This is a genomic window from Colwellia sp. 12G3 (genome assembly GCF_002836775.1).
Classification (GTDB): domain Bacteria; phylum Pseudomonadota; class Gammaproteobacteria; order Enterobacterales; family Alteromonadaceae; genus Colwellia.
In genome coordinates this window covers 238,424-255,891 of sequence record NZ_PJAQ01000066.1, presented here as the reverse complement: position 1 = coordinate 255,891, position 17,468 = coordinate 238,424, and the positions used below count along the sequence as shown (strand labels likewise).

Sequence of the window (17,468 nt, the reverse complement as noted above, 5' to 3'; positions counted from 1 at the left end):
GAACAATCATCAAGTTGACGGCTGCTCTTAGTATTTGAAAGCACTTTACGCGATGTTATCTGGCCCAACACGCACAACTAACTTACCGAAGTTTTCACCTTTTAATAAGCCGATAAAAGCACTTACCGTATTTTCGAGCCCTTCCACTCTATGTTCTTTGTACTTTATCTCGCCAGCCATTAACCATTTCACCATTTGCTCGCTAAATTCGTTATAACGATGGCCATAATCGTCAAAAACAATGAAGCCCTGCATTTTGATGCGCATAACTAATAAGGTGCCCATGAGTAAAGACAATCTATCAGGACCGCTTGGTAATTCGGTGGCATTGTACTGAGAAATAAGTCCACATAACGGTACACGAGCACAGCTATTTAATAATGGCATCACAGCGTCAAACACTTTACCGCCAACGTTTTCAAAATAAACATCTATGCCTGATGGACAAACCGCCGCTAATTGCTCTGCTAAATTTTCACTTTTATGATCAAGGCAATAATCAAAACCTAAGGTTTCAACCGCATAGTTACATTTGGTATCGCCACCGGCAATGCCTATCACTTTACAGCCTTTTAGTTTGGCTATTTGACCAACTAAGCTACCAACAGCGCCAGTTGCCGCAGCAACCACTACCGTTTCGCCCGCTTTTGGCTGACCAATATCAAGTAATCCCATATATGCAGTTAGCCCTGGCATACCTAATACGCCTAACGCATGCGATGGGTTAGCCATGTTGTTATCAAGTTTGAGTAATTCACTGCCATTGATAACGCTGTAATCTTGCCAGCCACCAAAAGCAACAACCCAATCGCCTTTACTATAATCGCTATGGTTTGACTCTTCTACTCGACAAACACTACCACCAACCATGACTTCGTTTAATCCAACAGGATCAGCATAAGATTTAGCATCATTCATCCGCCCGCGCATATAAGGGTCAAGTGAAAGAAAAACAGTGCGAAGTAATACTTCACCGGCTTTAGGTGTTGGTTTTTCGCTATTAACCAGGTTAAAGTTTTCAGCCGTTGGCGCGCCAAAAGGTCTTGATGCCAAAACCATTTGACGATTTATATCAGTTGTTTGAGTCATGTTCATTCCTATTAAGAAAGAGCTAATGTAAAAAGGTAGTGCAAAGCGATAGTATTAAGAGATATTAAAAAGTCTGCGTGTGAACCTTTTAAAATAATGCATTCGAAAATAATGCACACGCCACTTATGCCGGTCTTAATTATGATTAATGATTACAATGCTTGAGTTAAGATCTCACGGCTTATGTCTAAAGTAATATCGTCATGTTCGCCCAATGCCGTCATACCATGTTGATCTAATCGTTCAATCAGTAAGTCGATATCTTTGCTACCAAGATCCACATGGGATAAACGTGTTGGTACTTGCATTCTTTCGAAGAACTCTTCAGTTAAACGGATCGCTTGGTCAATACGTGCATTGTCATCACCATCAGTTATCTGCCAAACACGTGTCGCATATTGTAGTAATTTTTCACGTTTTTGCTCTTTACGAACTTTCATTACCGCAGGTAATACAATAGATAAGGTACGTGCGTGATCAATACCAAAAGCGCCCGTTAGTTCATGGCCTATCATATGCGTTGACCAATCTTGGGGTACGCCTGCGCCGATAAGACCATTTAACGCCATGGTTGCTGACCACATAATATTAGCTCTAACGTCTAAGTTTTCTTTAGTGTCTGGGGCTAACGCTTTAGGCCCTTCTTCAATCAAAGTTTGTAATAAACCTTCACTGAAACGGTCTTGCACTTTGCCATTGACGCTGTAAGTTAAATACTGCTCGATGGTATGAATAAAGGCATCAACGACGCCATTACTGATTTGACGATCCGATAATGACAAGGTCACAGTCGGGTCCAATACAGCAAATAATGGACAAACCAAAGGACTATTAAAAGGGAGTTTATTGCCATCTCGTGTCACGACAGAGTTACCATTACTTTCAGAGCCAGTAGCAGGTAATGTTAATACCGCGCCTATAGGTAACGCTTTTAATACCGGTTTGTTTTTAGCAAGAATATCCCAAGGGTCACTTACTGCATCACTATCTTCACTATTACCTTGGTAAAGTGCAGCTGCGGCAATAAATTTAGCGCCATCAACAACTGAACCACCACCAACAGCGAGTATATAATCAATATTCTCGCGTTTAATTATTTCTTGCGCTTTCATCAAAGTGTCATAGGTTGGATTTGGTTCAATACCTGAAAATTCAAACCAAGTATGTTCAGTAAGGGCATCACTCACTTGTTGATACACGCCATTACCTTTAATTGAACCGCCGCCATAAACCAATAATACTCGTGCGTCTAAAGGGATTTCTTTTGAAATGACTTTAATTTGCCCCTCACCAAAATTAATCTTGGTAGGGTTTTGAAAATTAAAATTTAACATATTTAGTCCTGTATTTTTCTATAACAAATGAGCCAACTAGTGAGTAAACGGGTTAGCTACACTAGTTTACTATTCTGGTTAACTATTCTGGTATCTACGCTGAAAGATGGGCCAGTAATTTTTCAGCAGCTAATGCTGAGCTTGCTGGATTTTGACCGGTAATAATAAGACCGTCTTGTATTGCAAAGGCATGCCAGTCTTCAGCTTTTTGATATTCGCCGCCACGTTTAATTAGTTCATCTTCAACTAAAAATGGCACTATTTCTGTTAATTGCACCGCTTCTTCTTCGCTGTTAGTAAAACCAGTTACTGCTTTACCTTTAACAGCAAAGTCGCCAGAGGCTTGTTTTACATTTAATAAAGCGGCACTGGCATGACACACTGTCGCTACAGCTTTACCGGCATTAAGAAAGTTTTCAATCAAAGCGATTGAGTCAGTATTATCAGTAAGATCCCATAATGGACCATGACCACCCGGATAGAACACGCCATCAAAATCACTTTCGTTAACTGAAGATAGCAATACTGTAGTAGCGATTTTAGCTTGTGCGGTAGCATCAGCGTCATAACGGTCAGTGGCCGCAGTTTGGAAATCTGTTAATGTGCTTGTTGGGTCAATTGGCGCTTGTCCGCCTTTTGGTGTTGCCAAAGTTACTTCAACACCTGCATCAATAAAAGCGTAATAAGGGGCTGCAAACTCTTCAACCCAAAAGCCTGTTTTTTTGCCTGTGTTGCCAAGTTCGTCGTGTGAAGTAAGTACCATTAATATTTTTTTAGTCATTATCATTCATCCATTTATTAATATAAGTAAGTGCGTTTAAGTGCTTTTTAATTTTCTATGCACGCAGTATAGGACTAGAACTCAACATGAACAATGCAGATAAAATTGACAACATTGTATTAATAATTGATACAATGACGCTAGACGTATATTTTCATTAATAGGTTAGTGCATGAATGTTTCATTTGAACGACTCAAGAGTATGGTTGTTTTTGCTCAAGTCATTGAACAAGGCAGCTTAAGCGCGGCAGCGAAACATTTAGGACTCTCTAGAGCAGTAGTTAGTTATCACCTGAAAAAACTTGAAGCACAACTCGATGTTAAGCTTCTTAACCGGTCTACCCGTTCTATTAACCTCACGGAAGCTGGCCAAGCCTATTATGAACGCTGTCGTGTTATTGCCGAGCAAGCCAGTGCCGCTAATCAACAAATCGAAAACTTCAAAAATGAGCCCATCGGCTTACTCAAAATAACCTGTCCAGTAAATGTTGGCTTACAGACGGTTGTACCAGCACTGAATGAGTTTAAGAAAATTTATCCTAAAATTGAGCTAGATGTCATGCTGACTGATGAAGTGGTTAATATCATGAAGGAAGGCATCGATTTGGCGATCCGCGGAGCGCCATTACCTGACTCTGGTTTGCAAGCAAGTAAACTAGCCACGCTAAAAACCTGTCTCTGTGGTGCTCCCGAGTACTTTCTTCAATATGGACGCCCCACTAAACCTGCTGATTTAGCTGAGCACCAATGGGTGATCTACAAATTGACTTCAGGGGTATTAACTTTAAAGAAAGGCAGCCGATCATTTAGTATTGCTACCCAAGGCAGCATTAGTACTAATAATGCTGCGGCTCGTACCGCGTTTGTTGAAGCTGGCCATGGCTTAGCCCGCATTCCTACTTATGATGCTTGGCCAAAAATACAAGCCGGTACCTTAGAAACAGTGCTTGATGACTATACCTTTAACGACATAAATGTTTATGGTGTTTTTCCGCCTGGCACTGCCAATTCGAAAAAATTGAGGCTATTGCTTAATTTTTTGAAAGAGTATTTTACCAGCCAAATGAGTATAAAAACGCCCTAGCTAACGTTAGAAATTTTTAACTTATCCCCTAAACATTCATTTGATCTTCACTGGATAAAGTCGCACAATCCTCGGCTTATCACCAAGCCGTAATCAGCGCAGAAAATGTGGCTAGTAAGAAAGGGTAAAATCAAAGGCAAGGTTGCAACATTACCCAATAAAACAGTAGCAAGTAACAGTCGTAAGTAATTAGAGTAAAAATAATGCATTCAAAAATACAAATGAGCAAAGAAGACCTTAGAAAAGACAAGCCAAATAGAGATGAATACTTAGCTAAGCCCAAGATCCCTTTAATTGTGGTATTAGATAATGTTACTAATAGCTACAATATTGGTGCTTTTATTCGCTTGGCTGATGCTTTTGCTATCGAAAAAGTCATTGTCTGTGGCGCGCTAACTATTTCAGATAAAAAGATGAAAAAAGCCTCTAGAAATGAAGCTAAATGGGTTTGCGTTGAATACAGTGATAGCACGACATCAAGCTTGCAAACCTTATTGGATGACGGTTATTCGGTTTACAGTGTAGAGCTATGCCATGCGTCGGTCGATTACACTAACGTTACTTATCCTGCTAAATCGGTATTAGTATTGGGTAATGAAAGAAAAGGCGTCAGTGAAGAAGCATTAAAATTAAGTCATCAACAAATACATATTCCGATGTTTGGTATGGGTAACTCGTTGAATGTTTCCACCGCTGGTGCGATTGTTTTGGCCGAATGCGCTAATCAAATTAGAAAATCGACTCAAGCTTAATACTTTATAAAAGAGTGGTGTTTTCAGCAGGCCTTATTACCGCTATATAACAGCGCTGATGACTGCTCACTATGTCACTCTCAATAATGACAGGCAATAATGGCAGACGAATGATTTCTGCCTAGCTTAAGTAAATATGCATTTATAAAATAATAAAGAACTTGCTCCCCTCCCCTAACCCCTTCCAAAGCATTGAATTTTAAAGGAGTTAATCCTAACACGCGCAAGCGAATAGCCCCCAGTTTTAGCACAGGTTAATAGTTCCCCCCCTCGAACCTCTGCATATTTTCAATAAATAGATGATCCTGTCGTGTTTTTAACAGTTTTTGACGCTTCTATACTAGAAACTATTTTTAAAAAACTTATTGTTTAACTATCAATATTTTTGTTGATAAAACTAGTTACGTAATAAAAATAACAAAGGCTACGATAATTGGCCTGACAAAAAGGTGCATATCTATGAAAGTTTTTTTACGATGTATAATGATTTTAGTAACGGCTGTATCGTTACACGTTAGCGCAGCCAAACCCCAATTAGATGTTCAAGTTAATGTTGCTAATATGGCGAATGGCGACGTAAATGCAACGCTAACGATTACTAATAACGGTAACGGTCAGCAAAAAATATTAGGTTGGTATACGGACCTAGACGAAGAGCATATTTTCAAAATTATGAGAGATGGTGTTGAAGTAGAATTCTTTGGACCACACTATAAACGCCATGCTCCGGTGGAAAAAGATTTTATCAAATTGAAATCTGGTGAGTCATTAAGTCAAACATTTGAGTTAACGTCTTTATACGATATGAGTGAAGCGGGTAATTATGAAGTCGCTTATGACGTTACTTCGTTCCATTTGTTTAGCAATAAAGGCCAGCAAAAGAAAGCTGAAAAACTGCAATCAAATGCTGCTTATATTTATTTAGAAGGTTTTGAATCAAAGGGAACAACAGCGAACAAAGGTAAACCTGGCGGTGGAACTTCTAGTGACTGTATCGGTGGAACTTGTTTTACTGGTCGCTGTAGTGCAGGACAAAAAACTGAACTTATTAGTGCTTTAGGTGCTGCAGACCAAATAGCAAATAGCTCTGTTTCATACTTAAATGCTCATTCAGCAAATAATACGTCTTCACGTTACGACACTTGGTTTGGTAATGCGACATCTGCTCGCTACAACACTGCCGTTGCCCACTTTGATGCGATAAATGATGCGATAGATACTAAGCCAATTACGTTTGACTGTAGTTGTAAAAAATCGTACTTTGCCTATGTTTACCCAAATCAACCTTATAAAGTTTATATGTGTAACGCTTTTTGGAGTGCTAATGAATTAGGTACTGACTCTAGAGCTGGCACAATTATTCATGAGTTAAGTCATTTTAATGCCGTTGCTGGTACAGATGATGTTGTTTATGGCCAATCTGGTGCACAGAGCTTAGCGAATTCAGATCCTGATCAAGCGTTAAACAATGCGGATAGTCATGAATATTTTGCGGAAAATACGCCAAATCAAAATTAATGACTTATGAATAAAACTGAAAAATAAATAAGCTATAATAGAAAATCCAGATAAAACTCTTTGTCTGGATTTTTGTTCTTTAGCCAACGAGAAGCTTTTGAAAAAATCATTTTTTGCTATCATTTTATTCATTTTTATTACTCATTCAGTCGAAGGACATACACCTGTGGATATTAAAACTGTAGGTGTTGAGCCTTTTCGATGCGAAATATCAGCATCCGTAGAGCAAAAGTTAAGTCACGGTGTTTATCTTACCTTTACCGTAACAAACTTAACTGAACATAAATTACAGCTCTTAAGCTGGTATACCCCGTTTGAAGGTTTTTTATCCGATTTATTTATCATTAAAGATCATGTCGGTGAGCTGTTAGTTTATAACGGCATGATGGTAAAACGTTCTAGCCCGTCTATTGAAGATTATTTAGTATTCTCAGCGAAAGACAAAGTAGAAATAACACTTGATTTAACACAAGCCTATTCAATAACGCCGGGCGAATATACCGTTCAGTTAGCCCCAAAAAATTGGCATTACCTGCACCATGAAGTGTCTTTAACAAACCAATGTTCAACTAACCAGCTCAGCATTAAAGTGTCCAAATAAAAAATTAAGCGAAATACGGTTCGCTTAGTAGAAAACGCCACCTTTAAACCTTGTTACTTTTTATAAAGTCAATTAGAAATGATGATTACTCAAATCGCTATTATACCCGCTCCACTTGAAGATGCTCGTTTCAGGAAACTTGAGCGAATCATAATCAAGGCACATTTTTTTGTTAAGGGTCACTCAGGAGAATGTGCTCCTGCATTCTCTAACAACACCATCCATGTAGCGTCCTTAAAAACAAATGTAACGATGAGTATGTTTTGCTCAGGCTTCCCCAAAGGGCTGGTTTATAAACGCTTTATGCTGCGTTATTGATTTCGACAATAGAATAACTATTCTCTTCAATCAATGCCTTGCCTAAAGGCGTTTATAATTCCAGCTGAAACCTGCATCTTCAAGAGGAACGAGTATATTTATGAGTAAACGTCCTTCATAAAAAGCATGACAGTTTTTCAGATAAAAGCGACAAAACACAGCCAGCCTCCTATTTTCAACAGTTTCGCATAAACAAACGTCGGTTTTTTGTTAAAACCTGTCGGTAATTTACTAGTTAAATAGTGCCTAAAGATTCAATCTGATAAACGTTGGTTTTTGCTAAAGTCTTAAACTACCTCATAAAAATAATACGTAAAACATTAGTCATAGGGCTGCTGTAATAAACGTTAAACACAAATGATGGAGTCAATATCAGATGAAAAATAATAACAAGCTTGTACTAAGTACCATAGCCTTATCAGTTTTAGCCGTGACTAGTGCCGCGAGTAATGCAGCACCTCAGGCGCAACTTAATAAAGTAAACAAAGTGACTGCGGCACAATCTTCAACGTTAAATTTTGCACAGTGGCGAGCAGAGCAAAAACTTGCACGTACTGATTACACTGACAGATTAATTATTACCTTTAAAGACAAGAAGCAAGGTAAGACGGTTCCTCCAGGTCTAGCTAAAAAAATCGGCTTAAATTTAAAGCACGTTAAAATATTAAAAAATAATAGCCACGTAATCGCGCTTGATGAAATGCATTCGGTAAAAGATGTTGAAAAATTCATTGAGAAACTACGCAAACACCCTTCTGTTGTATCGATTGAACCAGATTATCAACGTTTTTTAATGGCGCAAAACCAACCTTGGGGCATATCAAAAACTCAATCTGATCAATTAACAGACACTGATGCATCGAACATGACAGTGTGTATTATTGACTCAGGTTACGAACAATCTAACCCTGATTTAAATGCAAATAATGCATCGGGTACGAATAACTCAGGTACAGGTAACTGGTATCAAAACGGTGGTTCTCACGGAACGCACGTAGCAGGTACTATTGCTGGCGTAAATAACAGCGAAGGTGTTGTCGGTATTTTACCAAGCACTAACGTTAACCTTCATATTGTTAAAGTATTTAACGAAGCAGGTTGGGGTTACTCTGGTGACTTATCTGACGCAGTGGATACTTGTGTAAGCAATGGCGCTAAAGTTGTTAATATGAGTTTAGGTGGTGCAGGTTCAAGTGTTACTGAAAAAAATGCATTACAAGCTGCTGCCGATACTGGCGTATTATTAATTGCCGCTTCTGGTAATGATGGTGACGCTACTCTCTCATATCCAGCGTCTTACGACGTGGTAATGGCTGTTGGCGCTTTAGACAGCAATAACCAACATGCTGAATTTTCACAATATACGAGTCAAGTTGAAGTATCTGCACCTGGTGAAGCTATTTTATCAACAGTTGCTGGTGACGGTCGTTTAGGTTTTATTACTGTCGGTTCAACAACTTATGGTAATGACAGTGTCGTTCCTCAAACGCATTACATACAAAGTGCTGGTAACTTCGTTGTTAGCAATGTTGATGGTGCTGCCAATGGCGTATTATCAAGCTGTACCATTTCAGGTAGCAGCTACAGCTGTTCAAACGTCAATGGCAACATTTGTTTAGCTGAGCGTAATGATAACCAAAAGGGTAGTAACTACCCTGAAATCAACCCTGCGAAAGCGTGTGCTGATGCCGGCGCCTCTGCTGTTATCGTTTATAGTGACAGTACTCGACCTGGCTTACAAAATCCTTTCTTAGTTGATGCAAATACAGATGTAACCGTGCCAACCGTTTCTGTTAGCCGTGCATTAGGTCAACAACTAATGACTCAATTAGGAACTAACGCTAGCTTAACCGTTAATGGCTCGCAAGATTATGCCTATTACAATGGTACTTCTATGGCTACGCCTCATGTAACTGGTGTTGCCGCATTGGTATGGAGCAATAACCCGAACTGTACTGCCGACGATGTACGTAGTGCATTAAAAAATACTGCGGTTGATTTAGGTGCAGCAGGTCGTGATGACAAAACAGGTTTTGGCTTAGTACAAGCAAAAGCAGCGTCTGATGCGTTAGCAGCGAGTTGTGGCGGCGGTACAACTCCTCCTCCACCACCAACAGGCAATACCCTTACTAATGGTGTAGCGAAAACTAATCTTGGCTCAAGCACAGAACTTAGCTTTACTATGGAAGTTCCTGCTGGTGCCACTGAGTTAAACTTTGCTATGGCTGATGGTACAGGTGATGCTGATCTTTACGTTAAATTTGGCTCAGCACCAACAAGTACTAGCTATGATTGTCGTCCTTATAAAGGTGGCAACATAGAAAGCTGCCCAATCGCTAGCGCTCAAGCGGGTACTTACCATGTTAAAGTGATTGCTTACTCAGCATTTACCGGTGTTAGCTTAACAGGTAGTTTCACTGAGCCGACTACGGGTGGCGGCGCTACTGGTGGCAGTGCTTCAGTAACAGATATTAGCGTTGCTCGAAGAGCTTGGACATACTACACCATTGACGTTCCTGCAGGCATGGCAACATTAGATTTTGCTATGAGTGGCGGTACGGGTGATGCGGATATGTATATTAGACGTGGCTCTCAACCTACTTCATCAACTTATGACTGTCGTCCGTACAAAAGTGGCAACACTGAAGCCTGTGCATTTACTAATCCAGTAGCTGATACTTGGCATATAGGTGTTTACGGTTACTCTGCAGCAAGCGGTGTTAGCTTAGACGTAACTTATAACCCATAAGTAAAATCATGACTTAGTAAGTCAAACTAAAAACCCGATACAAGGCAACTTGCATCGGGTTTTCTTTATATTGAAGTAGCTAAAAAATAAATACTAGCAATTAATAGCGCTTCAGTATGCTGAGAATAACGATTTAACGACAACTAGCTAAAACCTTACCAACATTCGCTTTAGTTGCTTTAGTTAACTTTTGGATCAATGAGAAAGGTACTGCATCAATACCCGCTTCGTGCTGAATATCATCTAACATGGCTAACCAGAGTTTTGCCGTCATTTCAGAATCGTATAACGCTCTATGGAAACTGCCATTTGAGGCAATGCCTTTATAGTTAATCAATGTGCCTAACTTATGATTCGGTGCGCTTTGATATAATCGACGAGAGAGTAATAACGAACAAGCGAACTGACCATCATAACCTGACGATATGCGCTTTAGCTCACTGTCTAAAAAACGTTTATCAAACGAGGCATTATGAGCGACGAGGTTTTGCCCTTGAATAAAGTCGGCAAAACGCAGCATCACTTCATCACATGGTGCTGCTTTACTAAGCATTTCATTGGTGATGCCAGTGTAATCGGCAATAAAATAACTGACGGGTCGACCCGGATACATCAACTCTTGAAAGCGCTCAGTTACCACACCATTTTCAAGTTTTACCGCGCCTATCTCAATGGCTCTATCGCCATTATCGGGTGAAAGACCTGTTGTTTCAAAATCGAGAATTATTAAAGAGTTTGCATTCATAAAATTAGTGACAGCTTAGTGATCGATTAGTTATGGATTAGTTTTGATGAGATATAAATTAATAGTCGTTATTAAGGACTTTAACGTGACTAGCTTAGTTTGTTACTGCCGATCACTTACTCTTGGTACTTTATTCTCGGTACTTCCTTGTAGTTAAGGGGATGATATCAGCTAAAAGGAACTGATCCCCTCACTATCACAGGAAACTTTTGCTTTTTAGATGTTTTTTTGATTTTCAGTGCCCAGAGGAGACATTAGCTATCAGTTCCGCTTTAGGTCTACTTAAGTCAACGCCGGCTCAAAGAGACCGGTAACGAAAACATTTAAACACCCAATATTACACCATCAAACACTTTAACATAACTTCATTTGTAGTAACTTACCCCCATGGTTAATTTAGCCATCACTGTGGTCAATTAAACCACTTAATCGCATGACATATAATATCCTGATAATGTAATTTATTCCACCGTGAAACAAAAACCTTATTTATCAATGAAATAAAATAGTATTCAAGAGTGGCACAGCACTTGTAACAGTCTAATCACAAAGAAGAAAAATAATTTTAAATATGAGCGAAGCAATAATGTTTCGTAAACTAAAACATTTGGAGAATACCATGACTACAATTAAAACAACTCTTATCGCATTAGTTACAGCTGTTCCTGCATTAGCATTCAGCTTACCAAGCCAAGCAACTACTACGTCATTTATGGACACTGCATTAGTTGATGTATGTAAAGCAGCTCAAAGCAATAAAGTATTCAAATTGAATTCAGCACTAAAATCTTACCGTTTACAAGGTAAAACTGTTGCCTTAAAAGTGATGTGTAATGGTGATGATATTATTACGTTTGCTGAAAAAAATGGCGCAACGAAAACTGCGGCTCAACTACAAAAAAGTATTGGTGACGTTAGTATTACTGATGTAGCCGTTACTGATAAAATCAATGTGACCTTTACAGAGTCATAATTATGCGAGTAAACAATAGCACTTATTATGTTTTTTCATACACAGAATAAGTGCTTAGTTTTACCCCATATATTATTAAAATATAATTGTTTACCCGTACTTATTATCCACGACATGAGTAAAAGTCGCTCATAATAGTTGACCCACGCCCCTTAAAAACTTCCCAACTAGCACGTTCTTAACAAGGTTTATTGTCGTTTCAGGCCAGAAGAACTGCTGACTTCACCTGTAATAAAATAGTTTAATTACGGGTTAGTAATCCATCAAAGCCGAGTTTAACTCGCAATGAAAACACCTGACAATATCACCACTAATAGTGATATTGAGTACTGACTTTAATAGCCTCGTTCGCCTCTATTTGTTGTTGATAACACTGCACTAATGTAGCTCGAGAAATGACAGTAACAAGCGCTAATTGATTCGCCTCATCATTGCCTTTCAATATAAGGTTAATATTCTCCCCACTCGTTAATGCTTCAACAAAGTTGTCATTTACACATAGCAGCTTCATACTCTTAAATAAAAGCTTTTGTTGCAACTGACTAACATCATTGTCAGCGTTTGATACTTCAGGCGCAGATACTGAATTTTCAGTATGCATGGCTGCTTCCATACGCTTATTACTCATTAACTCAGCTAGCACTTTTCTTTGTGCAACAACCTGCCTCATTTCATCTTGAGCCTTGCGTAATATCTTATCAATATTATTTTGTTCTTCTTCTGAACTAGCCTGTTTACTCTTGTTTTTCAGTGACTTTATCTTTTTACTTAGTGAAAACTCATAGTGCGCTGAATTTTTCGCCTGCAGGCGTAATTCATTCAGTTCAAGATGGCTGTTACTTGTGGGCTTCTTTTCCACTAGCGCATCTAGGTCATTGCTTAATGTGTCTTTATTTTGCTCAGACAAATATTCTTCTACTTGGGAGAAATTACTTTCAATTGAAAAAACAATACCCTGGCCATGTAAGTATTGATGCTCAACATTTCTAATCAGCGTATGATCTTCACTTTCAGCATTTAAATATTGTTTTAATTGCTGACTGTATTCTTGATTATATTTTTTAATTTGTTCGAGGGAACTAGCACTAACCGAGGTTGGGCTAATCATAAAAGTAACTAACAGTAATAGACGATAAATCATCAAAACCTCCTGTAATTATTAAAAAAACCATTATTCAGCACAAAATGAATAATGGTTAATCAATGCTAATACCGATCAATTAATAAGAAGCAGTCGCGCTCAAATTAATATTTGCATAAGCTCTATAGCCATATACACCGATATAAATGGTGTCAGATCCGGTTACATCAAGTTGGCAAGTTTCATCATTACCTGATTGATATGGACGACAATCGTATGAACTTGTACTTGGATTACTGCCCACTTTAACAAATAAATCCGCATCACCAGTACCGCCAGAAATGCTCACAACTAAAGAGCCAGCCGATTGTGGCGACACTTCAAAGTAGCTCCAACTTCTTCTATCGCCATTAATAGATTGCGCTAATAATACCTCAGATGTTGGCTCTGTAGGTGGTTCAGTTGGTGGATCAATAGGTGGCTCAGTTGTAGTGCCGCCCGCTAAATCTACTAGCCAGTTTTGCCATTCTTGCTCATATGTTGCACCTGCTGCATTTAAGGTAGCTTGATAATTAGTCCAGTCACCACTTCTTGTTGATGCTCTAATAGTACGAACATCATTCATGTAATTTTCGAACATGAAACGTACGCCTAAATACCCCCAACGGTATATTTCGTCCGAGGTATTACTGTAACTGGTATTAAAGACCTCATCTAAGCTGCGGTTGCCACCATTAGTATTAACCAATGCGATAGCTTCATCGTTTGAATTTTCTAATGATATATATTCGCCTAAGCCTTCAGACCACCAAACAGTTGTCGTTGGGTAATCAGAAAAGTTGCCTTTTAAATTAAAACGACCATCTAAATAATGCACATATTCATGCTTTAAATTCCAGATATGAAATTCAGGGCGTAACCAATCGGCTTCGTGAGCATAAAAAGCAGCCTGATTATTAGCATCAGTTGCATCGCCTTCGATGTACATACCACCATTATTGGTATTTATACCGTAAAGTCGACCCGCATAACGATTGTATTGGGTATAATCATCAAAGATCACCATCAGTAAATCTTCATTTAAGTCATTAGAAACCGCTAGTTCATTAGTCTCTAATCTTGAATGAAAATATCCTTCTTCAACGCCAACCTGAGCACAAGAATCACTAAATTGATCTGTGGTCATATCTTGAGCTCGAAATTTTAATGTACTGCTGCAGGTATGTGTTAGTGGTAACAAACTTTCTTCAGTGGGCTTTCCAGCGGTTGCCGAATTAGCGATTAATATTAGTGAAGTAGCCAATAATGATGGCAAGAACTTTTGTATTTTACTCGTCATGTTATCTCCGGTTTATTTTTATTATCACATCCATGTAGAGTTTATTTTTAGCTGTTTGCATATCCTTGCCTGTTCATTTTATACACCACGAAAAGGATAATGTATACAATATATTAAGCTCTTTGTGTTATATCGTTAAATAATGATTGATAATGTAGACGGGATATTGTTGAAGAACAGGGTAACAAAATGCAAAAAAACGATAATAAAAGGAAATAATATCAGAGGTAAAAAACCAGCTTAGTGCTGGAATTTTATGTTCAAGTGGTGGTAATAAAATTAAAAAATCATCTGTAGAGCGATACTATTACGCAACATAAGGTAGAGATAAAACCACCTCAACACCTTGCTTAACCTGATGGGTACCCTGATGAGTATCTTGGTAATTATCTATTGTAATCGAGCCGTTATGATTAAATAAAATTTGTCGGCATAGTGCTAAACCAATACCACTGCCTTGAGGTTTTGTTGTGTAAAATGGCACAAAGACATTAGCTAAATTAGCGATGCCCGTACCCAAATCTCGAATACTAATGTGTTGCCAATGGCCTTCTTGCGAACTGTTAATCTCAATGATTTTTTCATCGGCATTACTCATGGCTTCAACCGCATTTTTAAATAAATTTATCAGCACTTGTTCAAGCTGACTTTTATCCGCTTCAATTAATAATTCGGGATCTAGGTGACAATATACTTGGCACAAAGGATAAAGTGTTGCCAATTTTTCAACCATTACCGCCAATTTAAAGGATGTTTTATTGGGTTGGGGTAACTGAGATAGTTGACTATAACTGGCAATAAACTGGCTTAACGAATCAGCCCGTTCATTAATAATGTTTATACCCTCAAGTAACGGCGCTTTAACTATTTCGCTATCGGCCCTTTGTAATTTTTTTTGCATTGATTGACTAATGGCAACAATAGGGGTTAATGAATTATTCATTTCATGACTTAATACCCTAAGCAGGCTCTGCCAAGCTTTACGCTCTTTCTCCATCAATAAACGTTCGGCATTCGTCAGGGTATAAAGTTGATGCTGTTTACCATCACTTAAAAAAGATTCTTTCGATAAAAAATGTTCACCGGTAATTGGCCCTTCTTTAAAATCAATAATGCCCGCATTGGCGCTAATAATTTCAGCACCAATAGGTAAAGTCGATAATTGAACTTTGCCGACATTGCTTCTATTGTCGACCTCTCCCAAGACAAGTTTATGTGCCGAAGCATTCGCCATAACGACAAAGCCTTGTTCGTCGGTTGCTAAGACCATGGCATCCATTTGTTCCATGATACGTTCTAATAACAAACGTGATTCTTTGGCTTCAATTTTATGTTTCGATAAAGTGTCCGCTAAAATATTAACTGAATTGAGTAGTTCTTGAAACGCTTGATTGGTTTGTAATCGCCCTCTTAGCGTGTAGTCACCATCAATCATCGATTCGATTAAGTTAGATAACGTGCGGATTTGATACTGTGAATTTTGTCTACTCGCCACCATGACAAAACTGCACAGCAGAAATAAAACAATAAGAATAAAGGCAATTAAATAGCCTGACATAGGTGTTAAGAAAAGCGCGATGGCTGTGATGACAAAACACGGTATACACACCAACAGTAATAATTGGTGTTGGTTATGGCTGCGTTGAGTTTTTGACTTACCCAAGAATAATTGCCAACGTGCTTTAATCCAGTTCATATTTACTCAAACGTCGATAATAACCACTTCGGCTTAAACCTAAAGACTTAGCGGTTTCGGTGGCATTTCCATGATGAAACTTTAGCCGTTTTATCAGCGCTTTTTTTTCTATTTCATCCAAGCTTAAGGTAGGATCTTCCAAAGATTCAGCATTATTGTTATTGTTATTGTTACCGACATCATCATTAGCGCCAGTTAACATCAACTCAGCAGTATCAATACTGTCTTTTTTACAGGTAAAAAGTACCCGCTCCATCATATGGCTAAGTTCACGAATATTGCCCGGCCAGTTATATTCCTGCATTGCTGTAATGGCTTGCTCAGAGAGTGTAGGACAAGCCCGATGATACTTAGTACTAAAAGATAGTAAAAAATGCGCAGCGAGCGCGGGGATATCTTCAACGCGTTCACTTAATGATGGTACTCTTAATTCAATAGTATTTAACCGGTAATACAGATCTTGCCTAAAACTATTATTTTTAATATCAGCCAATAAGTCACTGTTAGTTGCCGAAATAATACGGACATCAGCATGCAATGATTTACTACTACCCACCGCCTCAAATTGTTGCGCCTCGAGCACATGCAACAATTTAGCTTGTTGAGCAAAAGGGATATTGGCAAGTTCATCTAAAAATAAGGTGCCTTGCTCAGCCATTTCAAAGCGGCCAATACGGCTTTCTTTGGCATCAGTAAACGCTCCTTTTACATGGCCGAACATTTCACTTTCAAACAGTGATTCAGGTATTGCGCCCATATTAACGGGTACAAATGAATGTTTTTTTCGGGCAGAAACACTATGTACATACGCCGCAAGCATGCTTTTACCAGTACCATTATCACCGGTTAATAAAATGCTCATATCACTTTTTGCTAAGTCATCAAGGGTTGATAAGAGTGCTTGCATAGATTGTGATTGGGCAATGATGCCTGCTCGACTTCCTGGGTGGGCTTGTGAGGTGAGCAGCTGATTTTGCTGACTGAGTCGTTGCGCTTTTTTATCTAATTTTGCTAACGCTAATTGATTATCAATTGCGCTGAGCATGCGTTCATTTTTCCAAGGCTTTTGAATAAAGTCTTTAGCGCCCGCTTGCATAGCTTCAACCGCTATATCAATGGTCGCCCAACCCGTCATCACAATAATAGGAATATTAAGCTCAAGTGCAGTGATTGCTTCAACTAATTGAACGCCTTCAGCGCCTGATGTCGTATCTTGCTGAAAATTCATATCAAGTAGAATTAAATCAACACTTTGAGTTTTTAAATTATCTAAAGCTGCTTGTGGCGTAGTGACAGCTAAAATATCAAAGCCTTCGTCGGCTAAAACAAATTTTAAACTGGCAATGATATTCATATCATCATCGGCGATAAGTATTTTTTTATTCACAAGCGCCTATTCATAAGTAGT

14 protein-coding genes are annotated in these 17,468 nt (G+C 38.7%); 6 read left to right on the top strand and 8 right to left on the bottom strand.

The window, feature by feature from the left end; all coding sequences use genetic code 11:
- Nucleotides 1–45: 45 nt before the first annotated feature.
- The 3 genes from CXF71_RS15445 to CXF71_RS15435 all read right to left on the bottom strand — a co-directional run bounded on the left by CXF71_RS15445 (nt 46) and on the right by CXF71_RS15435 (nt 3,204).
- Nucleotides 46–1,089, bottom strand: coding sequence for an NADP-dependent oxidoreductase (locus CXF71_RS15445; RefSeq protein WP_101233841.1), 1,044 nt, complete (start codon nt 1,087–1,089; stop codon nt 46–48).
- 152 nt (nt 1,090–1,241) lie between these two features.
- A complete protein-coding gene (locus tag CXF71_RS15440; protein ID WP_101233840.1) occupies nt 1,242–2,423 on the bottom strand; it encodes an iron-containing alcohol dehydrogenase in 1,182 nt (393 codons plus the stop codon).
- A 94-nt stretch (nt 2,424–2,517) separates the two neighbouring features.
- Nucleotides 2,518–3,204, bottom strand: a complete 687-nt coding sequence (locus tag CXF71_RS15435) for a type 1 glutamine amidotransferase domain-containing protein (RefSeq protein ID WP_101233839.1) — start codon at nt 3,202–3,204, stop codon at nt 2,518–2,520.
- 172 nt (nt 3,205–3,376) lie between these two features.
- Here CXF71_RS15435 and CXF71_RS15430 point away from each other — a divergent pair, with 172 nt between their 5' ends.
- From CXF71_RS15430 to CXF71_RS21840, 5 genes are all read left to right on the top strand, one after another.
- Entirely contained in the window at nt 3,377–4,288 is a 912-nt protein-coding gene (locus CXF71_RS15430; protein ID WP_101233838.1) for a LysR family transcriptional regulator, read from the top strand.
- A 203-nt stretch (nt 4,289–4,491) separates the two neighbouring features.
- The gene (locus CXF71_RS15425) at nt 4,492–5,040 is read left to right on the top strand and encodes a TrmH family RNA methyltransferase (RefSeq protein WP_101233837.1); all 549 of its coding nucleotides are present in this window, start codon (nt 4,492–4,494) and stop codon (nt 5,038–5,040) included.
- Nucleotides 5,041–5,499: 459 nt separating this feature from the next.
- Nucleotides 5,500–6,558 carry a M35 family metallo-endopeptidase gene (locus tag CXF71_RS15420; RefSeq protein ID WP_101233836.1) on the top strand — a complete coding sequence of 353 codons (1,059 nt, stop codon included), beginning with the start codon at nt 5,500–5,502 and terminating at the stop codon, nt 6,556–6,558.
- Nucleotides 6,559–6,655: 97 nt separating this feature from the next.
- On the top strand, nt 6,656–7,159 hold the full coding sequence (locus CXF71_RS15415) for a hypothetical protein (protein WP_101233835.1): 504 nt from the start codon (nt 6,656–6,658) through the stop codon (nt 7,157–7,159).
- Nucleotides 7,160–7,853: 694 nt separating this feature from the next.
- Complete coding sequence (locus tag CXF71_RS21840) at nt 7,854–10,226, top strand: S8 family serine peptidase (RefSeq protein ID WP_101233834.1); 2,373 nt, start codon at nt 7,854–7,856, stop codon at nt 10,224–10,226.
- 133 nt (nt 10,227–10,359) lie between these two features.
- Here CXF71_RS21840 and CXF71_RS15405 read toward each other — a convergent pair whose 3' ends face one another.
- On the bottom strand, nt 10,360–10,971 hold the full coding sequence (locus CXF71_RS15405; RefSeq protein WP_101233833.1) for a 3'-5' exonuclease: 612 nt from the start codon (nt 10,969–10,971) through the stop codon (nt 10,360–10,362).
- Nucleotides 10,972–11,590: 619 nt separating this feature from the next.
- Between CXF71_RS15405 and CXF71_RS15400 the strand changes: the two genes are divergently transcribed.
- Nucleotides 11,591–11,944, top strand: a complete 354-nt coding sequence (locus CXF71_RS15400; RefSeq protein WP_101233832.1) for a DUF3718 domain-containing protein — start codon at nt 11,591–11,593, stop codon at nt 11,942–11,944.
- A 310-nt stretch (nt 11,945–12,254) separates the two neighbouring features.
- On the opposite strand, the gene CXF71_RS15395 is transcribed toward CXF71_RS15400, so the two are convergent.
- The 4 genes from CXF71_RS15395 to CXF71_RS15380 form a co-directional block, all read right to left on the bottom strand.
- Entirely contained in the window at nt 12,255–13,085 is an 831-nt protein-coding gene (locus CXF71_RS15395) for a hypothetical protein (protein WP_101233831.1), read from the bottom strand.
- A gap of 79 nt (nt 13,086–13,164) precedes the next feature.
- Nucleotides 13,165–14,364, bottom strand: a complete 1,200-nt coding sequence (locus CXF71_RS21835; protein WP_101233830.1) for a collagenase — start codon at nt 14,362–14,364, stop codon at nt 13,165–13,167.
- A gap of 307 nt (nt 14,365–14,671) precedes the next feature.
- Nucleotides 14,672–16,060, bottom strand: coding sequence for a sensor histidine kinase (locus CXF71_RS15385; protein ID WP_101233829.1), 1,389 nt, complete (start codon nt 16,058–16,060; stop codon nt 14,672–14,674).
- Nucleotides 16,047–17,447, bottom strand: a complete 1,401-nt coding sequence (locus tag CXF71_RS15380) for a sigma-54-dependent transcriptional regulator (RefSeq protein WP_101233828.1) — start codon at nt 17,445–17,447, stop codon at nt 16,047–16,049. The genes CXF71_RS15385 and CXF71_RS15380 overlap by 14 nt, the downstream gene beginning before the upstream one ends.
- Nucleotides 17,448–17,468 lie beyond the last annotated feature (21 nt).